Source organism: Paenibacillus sp. LHD-117 (assembly GCF_030929555.1).
In the GTDB taxonomy this organism is placed as follows: Bacteria; Bacillota; Bacilli; order Paenibacillales; family Paenibacillaceae; genus Pristimantibacillus.
The window spans coordinates 20,113-38,339 of record NZ_JAVFVT010000044.1; the positions used below are offsets into that span (position 1 = coordinate 20,113).

The 18,227-nt window shown below is 57.3% G+C and carries 12 protein-coding genes; 10 read left to right on the forward strand and 2 right to left on the reverse strand.

Features of this window, described 5'->3' with window-relative positions:
• Nucleotides 1-8 precede the first annotated feature (8 nt).
• The 3 genes from RB620_RS26115 to RB620_RS26125 all read left to right on the forward strand — a co-directional run bounded on the left by RB620_RS26115 (nt 9) and on the right by RB620_RS26125 (nt 3,392).
• Complete coding sequence (locus RB620_RS26115) at nt 9-1,835, forward strand: cache domain-containing sensor histidine kinase (protein ID WP_308099544.1); 1,827 nt, start codon at nt 9-11, stop codon at nt 1,833-1,835.
• Nucleotides 1,832-3,007, forward strand: coding sequence for a response regulator (locus RB620_RS26120; RefSeq protein ID WP_308099545.1), 1,176 nt, complete (start codon nt 1,832-1,834; stop codon nt 3,005-3,007). The genes RB620_RS26115 and RB620_RS26120 overlap by 4 nt, the downstream gene beginning before the upstream one ends.
• 124 nt (nt 3,008-3,131) lie before the next feature.
• Entirely contained in the window at nt 3,132-3,392 is a 261-nt protein-coding gene (locus RB620_RS26125; RefSeq protein WP_308099547.1) for a hypothetical protein, read from the forward strand.
• 166 nt (nt 3,393-3,558) lie between these two features.
• On the opposite strand, the gene RB620_RS26130 is transcribed toward RB620_RS26125, so the two are convergent.
• Together RB620_RS26130 and RB620_RS26135 are read right to left on the reverse strand one after the other, a co-directional pair.
• Nucleotides 3,559-4,440, reverse strand: coding sequence for an arylamine N-acetyltransferase family protein (locus RB620_RS26130; RefSeq protein WP_374121465.1), 882 nt, complete (start codon nt 4,438-4,440; stop codon nt 3,559-3,561).
• Nucleotides 4,441-4,630: 190 nt separating this feature from the next.
• Nucleotides 4,631-6,124, reverse strand: coding sequence for a PhoX family protein (locus RB620_RS26135; protein ID WP_308099550.1), 1,494 nt, complete (start codon nt 6,122-6,124; stop codon nt 4,631-4,633).
• A 169-nt stretch (nt 6,125-6,293) separates the two neighbouring features.
• Between RB620_RS26135 and RB620_RS26140 the strand changes: the two genes are divergently transcribed.
• From RB620_RS26140 to RB620_RS26170, 7 genes are all read left to right on the forward strand, one after another.
• Entirely contained in the window at nt 6,294-6,593 is a 300-nt protein-coding gene (locus RB620_RS26140) for a DUF6916 family protein (protein WP_308099552.1), read from the forward strand.
• Between the two features lie 61 nt (nt 6,594-6,654).
• On the forward strand, nt 6,655-7,149 hold the full coding sequence (locus RB620_RS26145) for a phage tail protein (RefSeq protein ID WP_308099555.1): 495 nt from the start codon (nt 6,655-6,657) through the stop codon (nt 7,147-7,149).
• Nucleotides 7,150-7,194: 45 nt separating this feature from the next.
• On the forward strand, nt 7,195-7,704 hold the full coding sequence (locus RB620_RS26150) for a phage tail protein (RefSeq protein ID WP_308099557.1): 510 nt from the start codon (nt 7,195-7,197) through the stop codon (nt 7,702-7,704).
• Nucleotides 7,705-7,727: 23 nt separating this feature from the next.
• Entirely contained in the window at nt 7,728-8,252 is a 525-nt protein-coding gene (locus RB620_RS26155) for a phage tail protein (protein ID WP_308099559.1), read from the forward strand.
• Between the two features lie 27 nt (nt 8,253-8,279).
• On the forward strand, nt 8,280-15,308 hold the full coding sequence (locus RB620_RS26160) for an S-layer homology domain-containing protein (RefSeq protein WP_308099561.1): 7,029 nt from the start codon (nt 8,280-8,282) through the stop codon (nt 15,306-15,308).
• A 350-nt stretch (nt 15,309-15,658) separates the two neighbouring features.
• Entirely contained in the window at nt 15,659-16,468 is an 810-nt protein-coding gene (locus tag RB620_RS26165) for a nucleotidyltransferase domain-containing protein (protein ID WP_374121463.1), read from the forward strand.
• Between the two features lie 333 nt (nt 16,469-16,801).
• Entirely contained in the window at nt 16,802-18,226 is a 1,425-nt protein-coding gene (locus tag RB620_RS26170; protein WP_308099565.1) for an RtcB family protein, read from the forward strand.
• Nucleotide 18,227 lies beyond the last annotated feature (1 nt).

Below are 18,227 nucleotides of genomic sequence, written 5' to 3' on the forward strand. Positions count from 1 at the left end.
TAGGAAACATGAAACCATTCCAATCGATCCACGGCCGCTTGTTCCCGATGTTCCTGCTCAGTATGCTTGGGCTCCTGCTCGTCGTAACGGTGGTGTTCTACCACCGTGCGACGGAGCAGGTCAGGGACAAAGTCAGCTCCATTTCCGAAAAAAACATTTCTCAGACGGTCGATTTGTTCGATCTATTGCTCAAAAGTTATGACAGCGTCACCAAATCGCTGAACAGCAACAACGAGCTGATCCGCCTGCTCAAGCAATACAGCACGGCCGATTCCGTTCAGGCGGTCCAGCTGGAGAAGCAAATCAGCGACATTATCGCAGCGATCTTCTATTCGCGCAGCGATAACGTCGGCATTCATATCGTGACCCGGTACGACAAAGTGTTCAGCTTCGATCGGACCAACGGAGGCTCCGTCCGGGAGTATTCCGAGACGAGTTGGTTTACGGAGCTGAAGGGCTCCACGGGTGAAATGAAATGGCTAGGGGTATATCCGGAGTCGCTTATGAGCGCAGGCATACATCGGCCCGTTTTTGCGTTCGGCCGTCAACTGTTCGAGTTGTCCTCGCTGAAGTCCATCGGCATCGTGCTCATCGAGACGGATGCCGACGCCATCGCGTCGGCGCTCACGAACGCGAGTCTCTCGGCAGACAGCCAAGTTGTCATCCGCGACGCGGACGGAGCCGATATTATCCGCTCCAAGGTCGCGGAGGAGACCCAGATCGGGGATATCCCGGCCGGCTGGCCCGGCAAGATCGCTCCGGGCGCGATCGTGGCGCGGAGCGTTCCCGGCGCGATGATGACCGCGGCTCGGATCGGCATCGCGGATTGGACGATGATCAGCATCACGCCGAATAAGGAGCTACAGCTGGAGCTGAAGGATACGCAGCAATTTCTAATCTCGCTTTCGCTTATCCTGATCGTAGCGGCGACGGTGCTGGCTACGCTGGTGTCGCGCTCCTTTTCTTCCCCGTTCAAGCGGCTCATCCAGCAGATGAAGATGGTGGAGCTGGGCAATTTCAAGGGCGAGGTGCAGGTTCAGTCCTACTACGAGATCAATGTGTTGGTAGGCTCCTTCAACCGTATGGTGCAGCAGATGGACGATCTGATCGAACGCATCAAGCTGTCGTCCATCAGCGAGAAAAACGCGCAGCTGCAGGCGCTGCAGTCGCAAGTAAACCCTCATTTCCTGTTCAATACGCTCGACATGATCTATTGGATGCTGGATGAACGGGAGAACGACAGGCTTGGCCGCGTCATCTTGGCGTTGTCGCGCATCTTCCGCTATAGCAGCGACTGGGAAGAAGCGTCGATGGCGAAGCTTCGGCTGGAGCTGGAGCAGTTCCGGCATTATTTTACGATTATCGAGACGCGTCTCGGCGGCAGGGTGCAAACGTCCATCGAGGTGGAAGAGAGATGGCTGGGCGTGGAAGTGCCCAAGATGATTCTTCAGCCGATCGTCGAGAACGCAGTGAAATACGGGCTTGAACCACTGAAGCGCCCGGGTTCGCTACACGTTTATTCCAGGGAAGCCGATGGCGGCAAGCTGGAGATCGTCGTGGAGGACGACGGCATCGGCATGGACGAGGATACGCTGCGGCGGATTCGGACGATGCTGGAAGAGGCGCCGCAAGCGCCGGTCCAAGAGGAAGCCGGCTCGGCCGAAGGCGAAGGCGGGCATCGGGCTCGCAGGGGCATCGGGCTGCTGAACGTTCACAGGCGGATTCGGCTCATGTTCGGGGAAGCATACGGACTGCGCGTCGAGAGCGAGATGGGCGAAGGCACGGTAATTATCGCATCATTCCCGATACAGGGGGGAGAGGGGACTTCCGGATGAACATTCTGGTCGTCGACGACGAGGAAGTCATACGCAGCGGCATCGAGCGGACAATTCGCAGGCAATTTCCGCAGCACCGCGTCTTGATGGCGGCCAGCCCGGAGGAAGCTGTCGAGCTGCTGAAAAACTTGCCGATCGATCTCGTGCTGACCGACGTGCTCATGCCGGGCATGACGGGACTTGAGCTGATCGAGATTTCGCGCAAGCGGCATTCGCATATCAAGTGGGTCGTCATCTCCGCTTACTCCGAATTCGCTTATGCGAGGGAAGCCGTCCGCCTCGGGGCGAAGGACTACCTGCTCAAGCCGATCGGCAAGGAATTGTTGATCGACATGATCCAGGACATTGGCGAGGAGATTGAGAAGGAGAACGAACGGAACAAAGAAACGCAGCTGCTCGCGCGCAACCTGCGGTTCCTTCGGGAAGCCATCTTCGCGCGCTGGGCGTCCGACCTCGATCTCGGCGGCATCGACCTGTCGCCGTTTGTCGGCAATCACCCGTACTTCCATCTGCTCATGCTGAGGCTCGACAGCGAATCGGACTTGAAGCTCGAGCATTTTATCGTGGAGAACGTCATGTCGGAGCTGATCGATTCGGCCGGTGAAGGGTTCGTGGCCAGCATCGACTCCAAGAACTTGCTCGGGCTGGTCACCTTGCGGGAAGCGGCCGGTCTCGGGCCGCTTATCGAGCAGCTTCGGTCGCATCTGAAGCGTTACCTCAAAATTCCGTTCCAGGTGCTGCATTCGGAGCGGATTACCGACCTGGAATCCGTGCCGGAGCAAGTGAAGCAGATGCACAAGTCGTCCGAGTCGAAGGTGTACGACCATTATGCCAGCGGCGGGGAAAAGGCGGTCGAGGTGGCGATGCAGTATATCCACTCCCATTTCGCATCGGAGCTGACGCTGGAGAAGGTTGCATCCGTCGTTTACTTGAACACGGTTTACTTCAGCCAGCTGTTCAAGCAGAAGACGGGGGGCGGCTTCAAGGAATACGTGACGCAGCTGCGCCTGGACCGCGCGATGGAGCTGCTGAGCCAATCGGAGCTCAAGATCGGCGAAATCGCGGATCGCGTCGGTTACTCCGACGTCCGCCACTTCTCCCAGATCTTCCGCAAGAAGACCGGCTGCACGCCGTCCGAATACCGCCAGAACGCTGCCGCGCCGGTTCATTAACCGGCGCTTTTTTTTCGCGCTAATAATGATGACCTGCGTTAAGTTCCCCAAGAAAGGAAATCGTTCCCTGCATCTAGAATGGTATTAGCAATAACAGTAATCGCATTGCGGAAGGAGAACTTCGATGCAAAAGACGCTTAAAACCATTGTATCCTGGATGCCGTACGTCTTTTTGCTGGTCTGTCTCTTGTTTTACATCGTCCTGCTGCGGGCGCCGATCTGGTTTCTTGGCGGGATCGCCGTCGGGCTGGCCGCTTATTGGGGAAGTTATGGCGTTATCAAAATTGGAGGATTCTCTGTCCTAAAATGGTTCCTAATCGCGATCGTATATTTGTCCTTTGCCTTATTGTTATACGGGCTGTGGTATACGGTTCAGCTTGACTAGAGTCTGCCAGCATCGAAAAGCCGCGAGCAACGGATTCACGTTGGTTCGCGGTTTTTTTCTGCACAACTTGTGCAATTGGTCGTAGTCAAAGCCGACTCGCCTCGTAACCGCGGATTGCAGAAGTTCCCACATGTGCCTGCCACGGGCGACCCGGGTCGTACCCGCCTCAGACGTTCCCCGCCAACTCCTGCGCCCGTTTCCACTCCTCGTGCATGGCGTGGACCTTGCCCCATAACGCGTCTCGACCCGCCGAATCGTAGGCGACGAGCCGTTCACCGAATACGTCTCCGAGTACGTCGCGCCACCGCGATTGGGTGGAGAGCTCGATTTTCTCCACACGGTCGCCGTCGCGTCTGCTCCATACGCAGCCGCGCAGCTCGTTGCTTCCCGTCGCATGTCTATGGCGAACGAGGAATGTCCGAATCCACGGCGATTCCGGTGAGGTGCTGTAATGCTCGTGTTTTGGATAAAAAACCGACAAGTCCTCTAAGACATCCGACGCCACATCCACCCCGACGAAATGAGCGAGGGGATCATGTTCGATCCGCCAACCGTTCTTCGACAGCTCTGAATGCGTGACGGTGTACGTGAAGGGACCTTGTTTGTAAATGCCTGCCGCCAGCGGAATCGGCTCGAACGGCATATCACCGAGTCCGGCGTCCGCGATCCACAACGCCTCGTCGCCTTCCTCGTTTATCGTTCCGACGCTCATCGCCAGATGGAAGCCGTTCAGACGCGGTTCCATTCCGGCCGGCTGTACACCCGCCCAATGCCAATGGACTTTAAATCCCAATGAACGCAGCAGTGTCCCGAAAGCGCCGTTCAAATGAAAGCAGTATCCGCTGCGTCCGCCGATGATAAGCTCGATTGATTGCTTGGGATCGATGGAGGCTGGCTTGCCGGCGACAATGTCGATCGTTTGCCAAGACAGCCGCTCCACATGGGCGCGATGCAACCGGTTCAGAAAAGGAAGCGTCGGCCTTTCGATCTCGGAGAGGCCGAGTCTTTTCAGATAAGCCTGAATCTCGGAGTTATTCAGAATCATGATGTTCATCTCCTTGCGCATTGTAGGGTGTTGCATCCTAGTTTACAATGAATCTGACTTGTTTAAAATGGACAGAAATCAATAAATTCAAAGGGGCAACGCGGTCTTGAAAGTCCGCGTTTATTGCGCTCTACACCAAAAAAAGCCCATTCCACGGTTCGCGATGGAATGGGCTTTCTGCGTGAAAGATGAATTAGAGCTGCCGGAAGGCGTAGACGCCGCTTTGTTTGCCGTCCGCTCCGATCACGGAAGCGAACAGGGTGCCGCTAGGGCCGAAGGCCGGCAGCGACATTGCGCCGTCGCCCGGCGCGTACGCGAAAGCTTGCGCTTGCCCGAACGACTCGCCTTGGGGAGTTAACGCGTATAGAGCGTTACTGCCGAACGCGGCGAACGCGCCTTGGTGGAGCTGATCCGCGGCGATTCCGGATGCGGCCCACAGCCTGCCGGAGTTATCGAACGCGAGAGCGCCCGGTGAGCTGATCGCCGCCTGACGTCCCCCGGCGACGACGAGATCGGATTCGAACGCGACAGCTTCCGCGTCATTGCCGTTCTCGACGATCCGAAGGATGCTGCCATGGCCGTTGCCGGAACCGTCGTTGCCGCGTTGAGCGACGAACAGCGACCCGTCGGCAGGGTGAAGGGCAACGCCGTAAGCCCCTTCGAGCTTGGTGGCGCCGAGCACGAACGCGGCTTCGTGAGCGTTCGTCAGGACGCCCGCTTGCTCCTTCAGCAAGACGAGCAGCTCTTCGCGCAAACGATTGACGCCAGCCGGGACGCGGTAGGCAGGATCGGCAAGCACGCGGCCGGCGGCTTCGCTCGTCAGCTCGACCCAGCGGCCTGCGCTAAGATTGGCTGCGTAAAGCTTGCCATCCTCGAGCAGGGCGGAGTTGCCGCTGCCTTTAGCCGGATCGTATTTGGCGCTGCTTATGAATTTGTACAGCGCATGTTCGCCGCCCATATAAACGGCGATCCGTCCGCTGCTCGTGACAACGACGGTTGCATCGCCATGCGCGAAACGTCCCAGCGCCGTGTGTTTGCGCACGCCGAAGCCCGCGTCCTTCGGATCGGCTTCGCCGATCCAGCCGTACGACGGCGGATTGATGCCCGCACGAATGGCGTCGGCATCGTCTGGCCGCTCGCCGGCAAGAACGGTGCCCCACGGCGTGCGGCCGACGGAGCCGTTGCTCCATAGTCCTTGCGCGACGGATGAACCGTTCATGGCTTTGGAGCCTTTGGCCGGACCGGTCAACTGGACGCGGTCCATGGCCGTGATGCGGCGGGAGCCCGCGACGGACTTGTCCGCCTTCCAAGCGCCGCCCGGCTCGCGTTTGACGCCAATGATCGAAGCGCCGCGCTCGCGCGGGTCGCTTGCGCCCGCAAGGCTGCGGCTGACCCACAAGATGCCTTCGTTCGCACTGGCACCCTGCATGAATACGAGATTGCCTCCGCCTGAGCCAACCGGCTGAATCGAATCGATAGAGTAGCCGATCGGCGCGGTTAATTCGCTCGCCTTCATCGGCTTCAGCGATGGGAAAGGCAGCGCCGCGGGTGAACCGCCGGCGGCCGCTTCGGCTTTTTCGACCAATGGTCCCAGACCCGTTGACGCCACGGCGATCGTGGCCGCGCTGGAACCGAGGAAACCTAGAAATTTGCGGCGTGACATTTGATTATTTTCGTGACCGTTCATGGGCACCTCCGAAAGTACTGTGAATAATAGCAAATTTATTGCAAAGTTCGAGAATTAAGTATGTAAATAGCTGTTGATAATCGTCTCTATCAACTATAATACATAAGGGAGAACAGTGTTGGAAAGCGGTTCTCGCAATTTTATTTTTTGATATAAGGCAGGGAAGCGGATGGCATCTATTAAACTACAACAATATAAAGAGGCGGCCGCGACTAGATTCGCGGTAAAAGGCGTCGAGCCGCTGCTGGAATTAGTGCTTGAGGACGTACAGGATCGAGGGCAGGCGTCGGGTTATGAATCGTTTACCCTCGTCTTCCGGGGACCACGGAGTCCGTTTATTCCGCAGCAGTTAGTCCCGCTGGAGCATGCCGGGCTTGGGCCGTGCGACATGTTTCTTGTGCCGGTGAGCCAGGATGCGGAGGGGTATCGGTACGAGGCCGTGTTTAATCGGTTGGTAGAGGAAGAGTAAAGGGATTTAGTAGATTGGAAGGGGAATAGTCATGGGACAGCCGTACTTAGGGGAAATTCGGATGTTTGCCGGTAGTTTCGCTCCAGCGGGGTGGGCGTTTTGTAATGGTGATTTAATAGCCATCGCGGAGAATGACGCTTTATTTACTTTAATCGGCACGACGTATGGGGGGGATGGGCAAGAAACGTTTGCACTGCCGAACCTGCAGAGTCGCATTCCGATTCATCATGGACAGGGGCCGGGTATCACCAAAACCTACACGATCGGGGAAGCGGCCGGAACGGAGACGGTTACGCTTACGACGAACCAAATACCGGCGCATAACCATTACATGCTTGCCCGCAAGGAGCAGGGTAATACGAGCAATCCGGAAGGCGCCGTGCCTGCGTTGTCCACTTTGGCTTCTTATACAGGCGCCGGAGGTGTCGTAGGCAATAACATGTCCGCATCATCGATCGGTATCGCCGGAGGGAGTCAGCCCCACGACAATATGATGCCGTACCTATGCGTCAATTTCATCATTTCCTTATTTGGGGTATATCCGACGCAAAATTAGTTGGATCGGAAGCTAGTATTTGTAATGTTAGAAGGAGGAGCACGAATGGGCGAGTTTCTAGGGGAAATCCGTTTGTATTCGTTTAATTTCGCGCCCAAAGGTTGGGCGTTGTGTAACGGGCAGCTTCTGCCGATCAACCAGAATCAGGCATTGTTTTCTTTGCTTGGAACGACATATGGGGGGAATGGCCAGACGACGTTTGCACTGCCGGACTTGAGAGGGCGCGTGCCGGTCCATCCGGGTAGAGGGATCGAGCAAGGACAGAGTGGCGGGCAAGAAGCGCATACGCTTACTCAATCGGAGCTTCCAGCCCATACGCATATAGTTCAGGCCAGCTCGGCCGCGGCCACGCAAAAAAATCCTGACGGACAGGTATGGGCGGCACCGGCCGTGAGCGCCTATCATAGTTGGGGTACTGTCGATCCTAGCAGCGTGGCAATGAACCCGCAAGTCATTGCTAGCAGCGGGAGCTCGCAGCCGCATACCAATATGCAACCCTATTTGACACTCTCATATTGTATTGCATTGGTTGGCATCTTTCCGTCGAGAAATTAAAAGTTTTAAGGAGGTATTGCAAAGTGGCAGATCCATTTGTTGGCGAAATACGCATCGTAGGATTTAACTTCGCCCCTACCGGCTGGGCATTGTGCAACGGTCAGCTTTTGCCCATCTCGCAGAATACGGCTTTGTTCTCGCTGCTTGGCACGTTTTACGGGGGCGACGGCAAGTCGACGTTTGCGTTGCCGAATCTGCAAGACAGCGCGCCGATGCATTCCGGGCAAGGGGCTGGATTGTCCGAACGGTCTATAGGAGAGTCGAGCGGAACGCAATACGTAACGCTGCTCACATCGGAGATGCCCGCGCATAACCATGCGATTAGGACTGGATCCACGATGACGGTTCAGGGCAATCCGGATGGGGCTTTCCCCAGCACGACCGCGGGAAGGCGCGGAGGCCTGCTGTATGGTCCGCATGCAAGCGGTGTAGTCATGAATCCGGAGGCGGTAAGCGTTACAGGATCAAGTCTTCCACATAACAATATGCAGCCTTACCTCGGGATGTATTTCATAATCGCGATGCAAGGGATATTCCCTCCTAGGTAATATGCGGAGGGAGAAGGAGGGGACCATATGGCAGCTTCGATACATAGGATCATGGGAAAAAAAGGCGTGTCTCGGTTTGTATGGGCGGTTGTCGCGGTTATCGTCGCGACTGCCGCGTACTTTGGTTTGAGCGCGGATGCTCGGGCCACAGATTGTACGCCAGCCCAAGTCAGCGCCCTGCGCGCCGACGTGGCGAACAGCAACAGCACGGCGGGCGTGCAGACGATCACGCTAGCCGCGTGCGACTACGATCTGGCGGGTACACCGCTGGAATTAACGGCGGCAGCCACCATTACGGGCACGGGCAGCCATGACGGCGGTTCGAGACTGAAAGGCAACGGCGATAGGGTTCTTATTATTAACGAATCGATGAACGATGGCTTTGGAAACGTTACCCTGCAAAATCTGGCCATTATGGACGGCGATTCCAATGAAGCCAATTACGGCGGCGCCGGCGTATTCGCGGATACGGGAACAGGCACGTTAACCTTGCAAGATGTTGTCGTGCAAGGCAATACCGCCGCCACCGGCGGCAACGGCGCGGGTCTGTATATTTCCGGCGCGGATGGCGGAGCGCTCGTTCTCGATCGCGTCACGCTGGTCGGGAATGCAGCGGACGGTAGCGGCGGCGCGTTGTTCCTGGACGGGGATCTCGATCTTCGGATCAACAACTCCACGATCGAAGACAACATCGCCACCAAAGGAGCCGGCGGCGGCATCGGGTTCTTGCCCGCGGGGCGCAATGGCAAGGTCGAGATTCGGAACAGTTCCTTTATTGGCAACGAAGCGAAAGGCGGCACCTCGGGAGCGTATACCGGCTTCGGCATCGGCGGCGGCATCGCGGTCGGCGTGTCGGATACGCTGATCGCGAACAGCACGTTCAGCGGCAACTTCGCGCGTGACGGCGGGGGCGGCATCGCTACGACGGTGGACAAGCCTGCCGGCGTGACGGCCAATCCGAAATACGTCCATTTGACAATCACGGATAACGATAGCGAGACGAAAGCTGGCGGGGGACTGCTTGTTGTAGCAGGAAAGCCGGAGCTAATCAAGTCTATCGTTTCGGGGAATAGATCGATTGCCGTACCTGCCAATAACGACATTGGTTTGGGGACGTCGAGCGATCCTGCCAATCTTCAACTTAATCCGTCTTTCAGCTCCTACAATGTGGTTACATCAGCGGCTGGCGTTTTCTCCGGCGCAGCGGGAGCTGGGAACAACAAAACGGTAGCGGATGCAGGCTTGAATCCGCTGTCGGTCGATAATGGCGGTTATACGCTTACACATGGATTAACGGCGACAAGTCCTGCGCGCGGAGCAGGCGGGCCGGTGCTTGCGGGTGAAGTGAACGATCAGCGCGGGTTCCCGCGACTGATTGCTAACGAGACGGCAGCCGGCGCGGTAGAGGGCTGGAGCAAAAAATCCTTCAAACACGATACGACATTCACCCAATTGTTAACACTCCGAAACGGCGTTGTGCCTAACGTGGTACGTTCTTCCGCGCAACCGGTCGATCTGATAGCTAGCGATTTGCCGCTTACCGGAAGCGGTGAAACACGAACGCTGACTGTCACACCGGCCACCGCGAAATACGGGAAAGCGACCTACACGTTTAGCGTCCCGGATGCGGCGAACGGGGGCGGCGCCACCATTGCGTCTACGTTGGAGCTTGAAGTAACGGCGCATGCCGATCTTCAACCTTCGATTCAAACAACGGGTTTGTATTACGAGACAAAGTCAGGAGCGACTTATACGGTTAACGTAACGAACATCGGGCTCGTGTCGACGTCCGGAAACGTAACAGTAACGCTGACGAAACCAAGCGGCGTAACGATCACTGGCATTTCGGGAAGCGGTTGGTCTTGCACGCCGGCGACAGGCATTTGCACGAGATCCACGGCCATCGGGGAGGGACAAACCTCAACCTTGACGGTGACGTTCGACGTCGGCCCGAACGCGAAAGGCAATGGCTCGCTTACCGCCGACGTGGATTATGCCAACGACGAGAATCCAGCGAACAACGATTCTACGACGTCAATTACGATCCACCCGCTGCCTCGCGTCGAGGCGGTGTTGATACCGGCGGATGGCTTGTATAAAGCCGGGGATACGTTGACGTTCACGGTCGATTACGATCTGAACGTTACGCTGAATGAGGCGGGCGGCACTCCGTCGCTTCCGATTACGATCGGAGCCTCGACGAAACAAGCGGCTTTCGCCAGAATGAGCGGATCCGACAAGTTTGTATTCGAATACTTGATCGAAAACGGCTTGCTCGATGCCGACGGAATTACGGTCGGAACGAACCTGTCGCTGAACGGAGCCGTGCTTGAAAGTCCGGCGGGCGTTCCGGCTTCCCTTGCCTTATCGGCAGGCAATACCTCCGGCATCTTGGTGGACGCGAAAGCTCCGGCTATCTCCACGGTGAACGTGCCTGCGAATTCCGTATATTCGGCAGGCGAAGAGCTTTCGTTCGGCGTTCAGATGGACGAGAATGTCGCCGTCACCGGCTCACCGGAGCTTAGCATCGAACTGAACGGATCGACGGCGATAGCAGAGTTCGATTCCGTTACAGGCAGTTTATTGACGTTCAAATACACCGTTCAAGCCGGGGACAACGATGCCAACGGCATCGCGCTTGGCGCTCTGTCCTTGAACGGCGGCACCATTAGGGACGCGGCTGGCAACAATGCCGTGCTTACGCTGCAAGGCGGCATTGATACGTCCGGCATTATCGTTGATACGACTCCGCCTTCGGTGAATAGTCTTGTCGCAGAAACGACTTCCGGCCTTTATAAAGCCGGAGACGATTTGACGTTTAAAGTTACTTTCCAAGAGCCGGTAACGGTAACGGGAACGCCAAGGATCGGTCTGGATATCGGCGATCAAGATCGGTTCGCGAATTACGTGAGCGGCTCGGGCACGAACCAACTGACGTTTAGCTACACCGTACAGGCGGGGGATGACGACGCGAACGGCATTTCGTTCCTAACGCCGGGACCGATCGGATTAAACGGCGGAATGATCCGGGATGCCGCGGGACATGACGCGATTCTGACGGTAGGCTCCTTGCCGATCGTGTCAGGCATTAAAGTCGATACGGTGGCTCCCGCCTCAATATCTGCAAACGTGACGCCGGGCACGTATCGTTCCGGCAACACGATCGAAGTTCGGGTCGCTTTCGGGGAACCGGTGATCGTAGCCGGGGGAACGCCGAAGCTGGCGATTACAATCGGCGCCGTCACGAAAGACGCGCTGTACCAATCGGGCTCGGGTACGGGTACCTTGGTTTTTGCCTACACGCTGGAAGACGGTCTTATCGATGCGAACGGCATTACGCTTGACACGGCACTGCAGTTAGGGGCCGCGACAATCGCGGATGCCGCGGGCAATGCGGCATCGAATGTCATTCCTGCTCCTCACACTCTGACTAACGTGCTGGTCGATACGGTTATGGCCGGCATCGGCAGCGTGACAATTGCAAATGGCGTCTATCATGCGGGCGACGAGCTCTCCTTCGTCGTGACGTATAGCGAGGCGGTTTCGGTCGGTACGAACGCCGGAGCCAATAAGCCGTTGCTGGCTTTCGAAATCGGCGGCTCGGCATTCGAAGCTCCGTACAAATCCGGCAGCGGAACCGATACGCTCGTCTTCGCCTATACGGTGCGAGCCAACGATGCGGATGGCGGCGCGGTTGACTTGACCGGTACAAGCGCTATTCAACTGAACGGCGGCACCATTCAAGATACTAGCGGCAACGATGCCGATCTCGATCTGTCCGGCGTAGCGAATACTTCGGGCGTGATCGTGGACAGCACGATTCCGCTTATTAGTGGAGCTACGACTCCTGCTGCAGGCAGCTACATCGTCGGCGAGAGGCTGACGTTCAAGCTTACGACCGACTCGCAGGTGACGGTGAACACGGCCGGCGGTACGCCATCGATAGGTCTGGTCCTCGGCGGCGCGACGAAACAAGCCGTCTACGACGGTGCGGTTGGAACGGCCGTGACCGAGCTATCCTTCAGCTACACGATCGTCGCCGGCGACCTGGATGCCGATGGCATCGCGATTGCGGGCGCCGGTCTGACCCTTAACGGTTCGACCATTAAGGATCTGCGGGGCAATGATTTGAACCGGACGCTTTCGGCCATCACGCTGCCGATCATCGCCGTGGATGGCGTTGCGCCTTCCATTGAATCGGTGGACGTTGACGACGGTACGCATTTGAAGGGCGATACGTTAACGTTCAGTATTACCTACAGTGAGCTGGTGACGCTAACCGGCGGAACGCCGAAGCTGCCTTTGACGATCGGATCAAGCGCGGTGGAAGCATCGTTTGCATCCGGTTCCGGCACGAATACGCTCGTATTCTCGTACGTGCTGGCAGACGGTTTGGTAGATTCGGATGGCATTACGATCGGTTCGGCGCTGCAGCTCGGCGCTGCAACTATCGCGGATGCCGCGGGCAACGCTGCTGCCGGCGCGATACCGGCTCCTTATGAACGTGCGAATGTGAAGGTCGATACGACGATTCCGGCCGTCGATTCGGTCACGATCGCGGACGGGATCTACCGTGCCGGCGATGAGCTGGCCTTCGAAGTGAAGTATGACGAAGCAGCATCTGTGGTTACGCCAGCCGGAGCGAATACGCCTTCCTTGGCATTCAAGCTCGGAAGCAAAACGTTCCATGCGGCCTATCAGTCCGGCAGCGGAACCGATACGCTCGTCTTCGCCTACACGGTGCAGGCGGACAACGCGGATGGAAGCCCGGTCAACCTGGCCGACACGGCAGCGATCGCTCTGAACGACGGCACGATCAAGGACGCGAACGGCAATGCGGCGAGCCTGCATTTAGCCGGCGTCGGTAACACTTCCGGCGTCATCGTGGATAGCGTCGTTCCGGTTGTTAACAGCGTGGATTCGACGGCGGGCAGCTATAAGCTTGGCGACAAACTAACGATTGATCTCGCCATCAGCTCGGACGTGACTGTCAATACGTCAGGCGGAACGCCAACGCTCGGACTTGCCATTGGCAGCTCGACGAAACAAGCCGCATTCGATTCGGCGGCAAGCGCGGATTCGAAGCTGGCATTCAGCTACACGATCGCCGCGGGCGATCTGGATACGAATGGAATCGCGATTGAAGGCACGGCGATCGAGCTGAACGGAGCTGTCATCCAAGACGCACAGGGCAATCCGCTGAAGGTCGGTCTGCCGGCCGGCATCAATGGCCAACTGTTGGTGGACGGTGTCGTTCCGACGATCGTAAGCATCGAAGGACCGGTTGACGGAGATTACCGCGTCGCCCAGAAGCTGACGTTTAAGCTGAACGTCAGCGAACCTGTCGTCGTCGATGAAACCGGCGGACAGTCGTCGATCGCGCTCTCGATCGGCGGCAATACCGTTCAAGCACGTTACGCGGGCGGAACGGATCCATCGACGCAGCTTGTTTATGAATATACGGTAGCGGCAGGCGACACGGATGCGGACGGCATTGGCGCGGCCTCCGTCCTTGCGCTAGGCGGTGCGCAGGTTAGCGACGCAGCAGGCAACGCCTTGGCGCTTGCGCTGCCGGCAATCGATCTAGCCGGGGTGAACGTCGACACGACCGCGCCTGCGGCTCCTGTCTTCTTGGACGCGGACGGTAAAGTGTTCCAAACGGGCACGCCGACCATCGAAGGAACGGCCGAACCGGGTACGACGGTACACGTAACGGTGACGGGAGAAGCGATCATGGCGACGGCGACGGCCAACGCGGGCGGCAAGTGGAGCGTGGTCATGCCAAGCTTGGAGCTTGGCGACGCCGAGCTCTCCGCCACCGCTACGGATCTTGCGGGCAACGTCAGCCCGGCTGCCCTGTTGAACATTAAGGTGACTTCCGCTCCAACCGGACCGGTGTACAACGATTACGTCTTGGAGCTGGAGATCGACGGGATCCGCCTGAACGCGATGATTACGGCGCAGGATATCGCGAACGGCGAAATTTCGATTATTTTGAAACAGTATGAAGATGTCTCCTTGAAGGTCAGCTCGCAGTGGCTGGACCGTATGCTGAAGCTGAATGGCAAGCTCGTGTTCGAGCTAGGAACGAAACTAGGCTCCATCGCGATTCCGTTGTCGGACGTTCGAGACCGTTTGGAAGCCATCGATGGCACGGTTTCTCCGTTCGTGGTATTCGAGATCGAGAACGGCCAAGCCGATTCCTCCATCGCGGCCGCGATCAAGAAGCTTGGAGCATCCTCCGAAGCGCTTCCTGTCCTGTTCCGCATCGAAGCTGTGGATCAATCGGGACAACGAAGCAGCGTGACATGGGACGGCACGCCGACGGTTGTGGCATTTGGCGATAATAAACCTGAAGCCGGTACGGTTCTTGTGCTAATGGATGAGAAAACAGGCAAACTGAAATACGTGCCTGCCAAGCTCCGCGAAACGCAAGGCGTATGGGAATTCGTGCTGGAGAACGGCGGGACGGGCAGCTACGCTGCAATCCTCGTTGACGTTTCGTTCGGGGATATGAAAGCTCACTGGGCGCAAGCAGATGTGGAACGCTTAGCTTCGATGCTTATTATCGAGGGACGCGAAGGCGGGCAATTCGACCCTCAAGGTCCGATTACCCGGTCCGAGTTCACGGCGCTGATCGCCAGAATGCTGGGCCTCGGAGGAGCGCCTGAAGGCAACGACCAGTACAACGACGTTTCCGGCGAGTGGTATTCGGACGCGGTCGCCGCAGCATCGGCGGCGGGTATCGTAGGCGGCTACGGCGACGGCACATTCCGTCCCGATGCGCAAGTATCCCGCCAAGAGATGGCGGTCATGATGCTTCGCGCGCTTCAATGGCTGAAGCTGAAGGCTGACTTGAACGGCGGCGAGGCACCATTCGGCGATACGGGCGAAGTTGCGTCATGGGCCGCAGAAGCCGTCGAGACGATGACCGAAGCGGGCATTATCCAAGGGGACGACAACGGCATGTTCCGTCCGTCCGACGATGCCAAACGCGCCGAGGCGGCCGTCATGCTGCTAAGGCTGATCCGTCTGGCGGGTCTTGTTATCGAATAACCGGAACTATCCGATGTTATGAACACCGGTGACGCTTTATGCGAAGCGCCGCCGCCGCTAACGATTAGCGGCGGCGGCGTTTTTTTAAAATATAAGAAAGTATAAGTTTTCTCTATACTGGGCTTATATTTCTCGGAATGAAACGCGCCACGCCGCCAAAGGACGGCGCCAGCCGTTTCACCTTGTGAGAGCAATAAATCCGCCTGGCGAACCTAATTCCGACGGTTGTTGGTTAACTGGCCAGTTGTAGTTTTTTGCGTGATCGTAAAGTTTCGCCATAGTTGCGCCATGTTCATAAGCCCCTTTTTAGGTCAGAATAAGCGTATATCAAATTTGAAGAACAACACGGAATGGGGCGAAGGAACGTGGACGTGCAATCCGATAGGAAAAAAATCATTAAAGAGGAGCTCGACCGATTGGAGCGCGAGGAGAACGTCCGCATTCTCTACGCTTGCGAGTCGGGCAGCCGGGCGTGGGGGTTCCCGTCCAAGGACAGCGATTACGATGTGAGGTTCCTTTATATCAGGCCGAGGGAATGGTATCTATCGATCTTCGACAAGAAGGACGTCATCGAGCGGCCGATCAGCGAAAGCCTCGATATTAGCGGATGGGATCTTCGGAAGGCGCTTAAATTATTTCGCAAATCGAACCCCCCGCTGCTGGAATGGCTTCAGTCTCCTATCCGATACTCGGAATATTCAAGCGTAGCGGAGCAAATACGCGGCATGTCGCCGCTTGCGTTCTCGCCGAAATCTTGCATGCACCATTATTTGAACATGGCGCGCGGCAATTACCGGGACTATTTGCAGGGAGACTTTGTGAGGCTCAAAAAATATTTTTACGTACTGCGGCCGGTGCTTGCTTGCGAATGGATATTGCGATACGGGGAGTTGCCTCCCATGGAATTCCAAACGCTGGTCCAGCGGCTTGTTCCGGACGGCAGCGAGCTGAAGCATGCGATTCAAGAGCTGCTCGCGCGCAAAATGGCTGGCGAGGAGCTGGATCTCGCGCCTCGCATTCACGTCATAAACGATTATTTGGATGCCGGGATTAAGCGGCTGGAACTTGCGGCCGAAGCCGCGGCTCCCGCGAACGGAGAGCTGGATGACAGGCTGGACGGATTGTTCCGGTCGGCGCTCGGCGAGGTTTGGGGCAAGTGAGCGGGTAGAGTTTTATACTAAACCGTTTATTCCTTTGAACCTGCTGAGCGTCTCGGTTAAGATTACGTTACTACATTTGGAAAGGAGGCTGATGGTCGTGATCGTCGCTATCGATAGTCGCATACCAGGAAATCGACAACCGAATACGTTCATTGTCCATTGGCCTCGACGGGCCTGAGCAGGAGTAAGACTTGAACATCCGCAAGTCTCGATCGATTCGGTCGGGAAGCGGTCGGAGTCTATTCTTTAATGCGCAGCAAAACCGTGAGCTCTCGTGGCTTGCGGTTTTTTTGCGTACTATTTTTTTGAAGACGAGAGAGGGAAAACGAATTTATGAAAACGACACAGAATTATTATAGGCGCGTGGATCTTCCCGCAGGAGATCTGCACGTGTATGCCAGCGACGTATTGTTCCGCGGAATGGGCGCGAAAGTGCTGGAGATGGCGAACAACAACCTGCAAATTCCGAACATCCGTTACATGAGCTATACGCCTGACGCTCACGTGGGAGTGGGGACGTGCATCGGGACGACGGCGGTATGGGGCATGGAGGACGGTTTCGTATCGCCGTCGATCGTGGGCAGCGACATCGGCTGCGGCATGCGCGTACACCTGACGAACGTGCACGAAAGCGAGCTGAAAGACGTCAGGCTGCGGCGCAAGCTGGTCAAAACAATCGAGCGGTTAATCCCGGTAGAGAACCACGCCAGGGGCTATTTCTCGGACATCAGGCTGGAGCATGTGCTGCGCAAAGGGCTGCACGGCCTGCCGGGCAAATACGTGCCCGATGCTTATACGCCGAGGAAAGCCACCTCGCTGACGCATGTCGAATACGGCGGCTTTCGGTTCGACGAAGCGGAGCTAGACCGGCTGCCGGAGCCGATCTGGCATCGCGCGCACAGGCAGCTAGGAACGCTTGGCGGCGGCAATCATTTCGTGGAGATCCAGTCGCTAGCCATCCATGAGGACAATCGGGACATTGCGGTCAAATGGGGGCTTGCAGACGGCATGGTCATCGTCATGATCCATTCCGGTTCGCGCGCATGGGGAGGAGCCGTCAATCAGTATTGCGGCACCGAGGTTGCGAAGACGATGAGCAGGATGGGGCTCGGAACGCCCGATCCCAAGCTGCAGTTCGCGCCGCTGGACAGCCCGGCGGGGCAGGCTTACGCGAACCTGATGTATTCCGCGCTCAACTTCGCCGTCGCGAATCGGCATTTGATGGGTTATGCCGTGCGGGAAGCGTTCCGCGACACGCTTGGCAAAGAAGCGGAGATGCGAACGCTGTACGATCTGATGCATAATTACGCCTGCGAGGAGCAGGAGGGTGAGACTGCTTATTTCGTTCATCGCAAAGGGGCGACGAAGGCGTTGCCGGCAGGCCATCCGGGAAATCCGAAACCGTATGCGGAGACGGGGCATCCCGCTCTCATACCGGGTTCGATGGGGACGGCCTCCTACCTGATGGTCGGCGAACGCCCCGGCGCGGCTAACTACTATTCGATCTGTCACGGAGCAGGCAGATTGCGTTCGCGCAACGCGACGAAGCAGCTCGTGACGGTGGACGAATTCGCCGAGTCGCTGCGCGTCGGCCGGGAGGATGAAATCGTCGTGAACCACCGGGCGCTGGAATCGATTCTCGACGAATCCCCGCAAGCTTACAAAGACGTAGATCAAATCGTAGAAAGCGTCGTCGGCGCCGGCTTGGCGTCCGTCGTGGCGAAATGCCGGCCGATGGCGACGATCAAAGGAGTATAAA

What these genes read in the sequence shown, in the direction of transcription:
- RB620_RS26115 (WP_308099544.1), top strand. Translation starts at nt 9, where the DNA reads ATGAAACCATTCCAATCGATCCACGGCCGCTTGTTCCCGATGTTCCTG.
- RB620_RS26120 (WP_308099545.1), top strand. Translation starts at nt 1,832, where the DNA reads ATGAACATTCTGGTCGTCGACGACGAGGAAGTCATACGCAGCGGCATC.
- RB620_RS26125 (WP_308099547.1), top strand. Translation starts at nt 3,132, where the DNA reads ATGCAAAAGACGCTTAAAACCATTGTATCCTGGATGCCGTACGTCTTT.
- RB620_RS26135 (WP_308099550.1), bottom strand. Translation starts at nt 6,124, where the DNA reads ATGAACGGTCACGAAAATAATCAAATGTCACGCCGCAAATTTCTAGGT.
- RB620_RS26140 (WP_308099552.1), top strand. Translation starts at nt 6,294, where the DNA reads ATGGCATCTATTAAACTACAACAATATAAAGAGGCGGCCGCGACTAGA.
- RB620_RS26145 (WP_308099555.1), top strand. Translation starts at nt 6,655, where the DNA reads ATGTTTGCCGGTAGTTTCGCTCCAGCGGGGTGGGCGTTTTGTAATGGT.
- RB620_RS26150 (WP_308099557.1), top strand. Translation starts at nt 7,195, where the DNA reads ATGGGCGAGTTTCTAGGGGAAATCCGTTTGTATTCGTTTAATTTCGCG.
- RB620_RS26160 (WP_308099561.1), top strand. Translation starts at nt 8,280, where the DNA reads ATGGCAGCTTCGATACATAGGATCATGGGAAAAAAAGGCGTGTCTCGG.
- RB620_RS26165 (WP_374121463.1), top strand. Translation starts at nt 15,659, where the DNA reads ATGGGGCGAAGGAACGTGGACGTGCAATCCGATAGGAAAAAAATCATT.
- RB620_RS26170 (WP_308099565.1), top strand. Translation starts at nt 16,802, where the DNA reads ATGAAAACGACACAGAATTATTATAGGCGCGTGGATCTTCCCGCAGGA.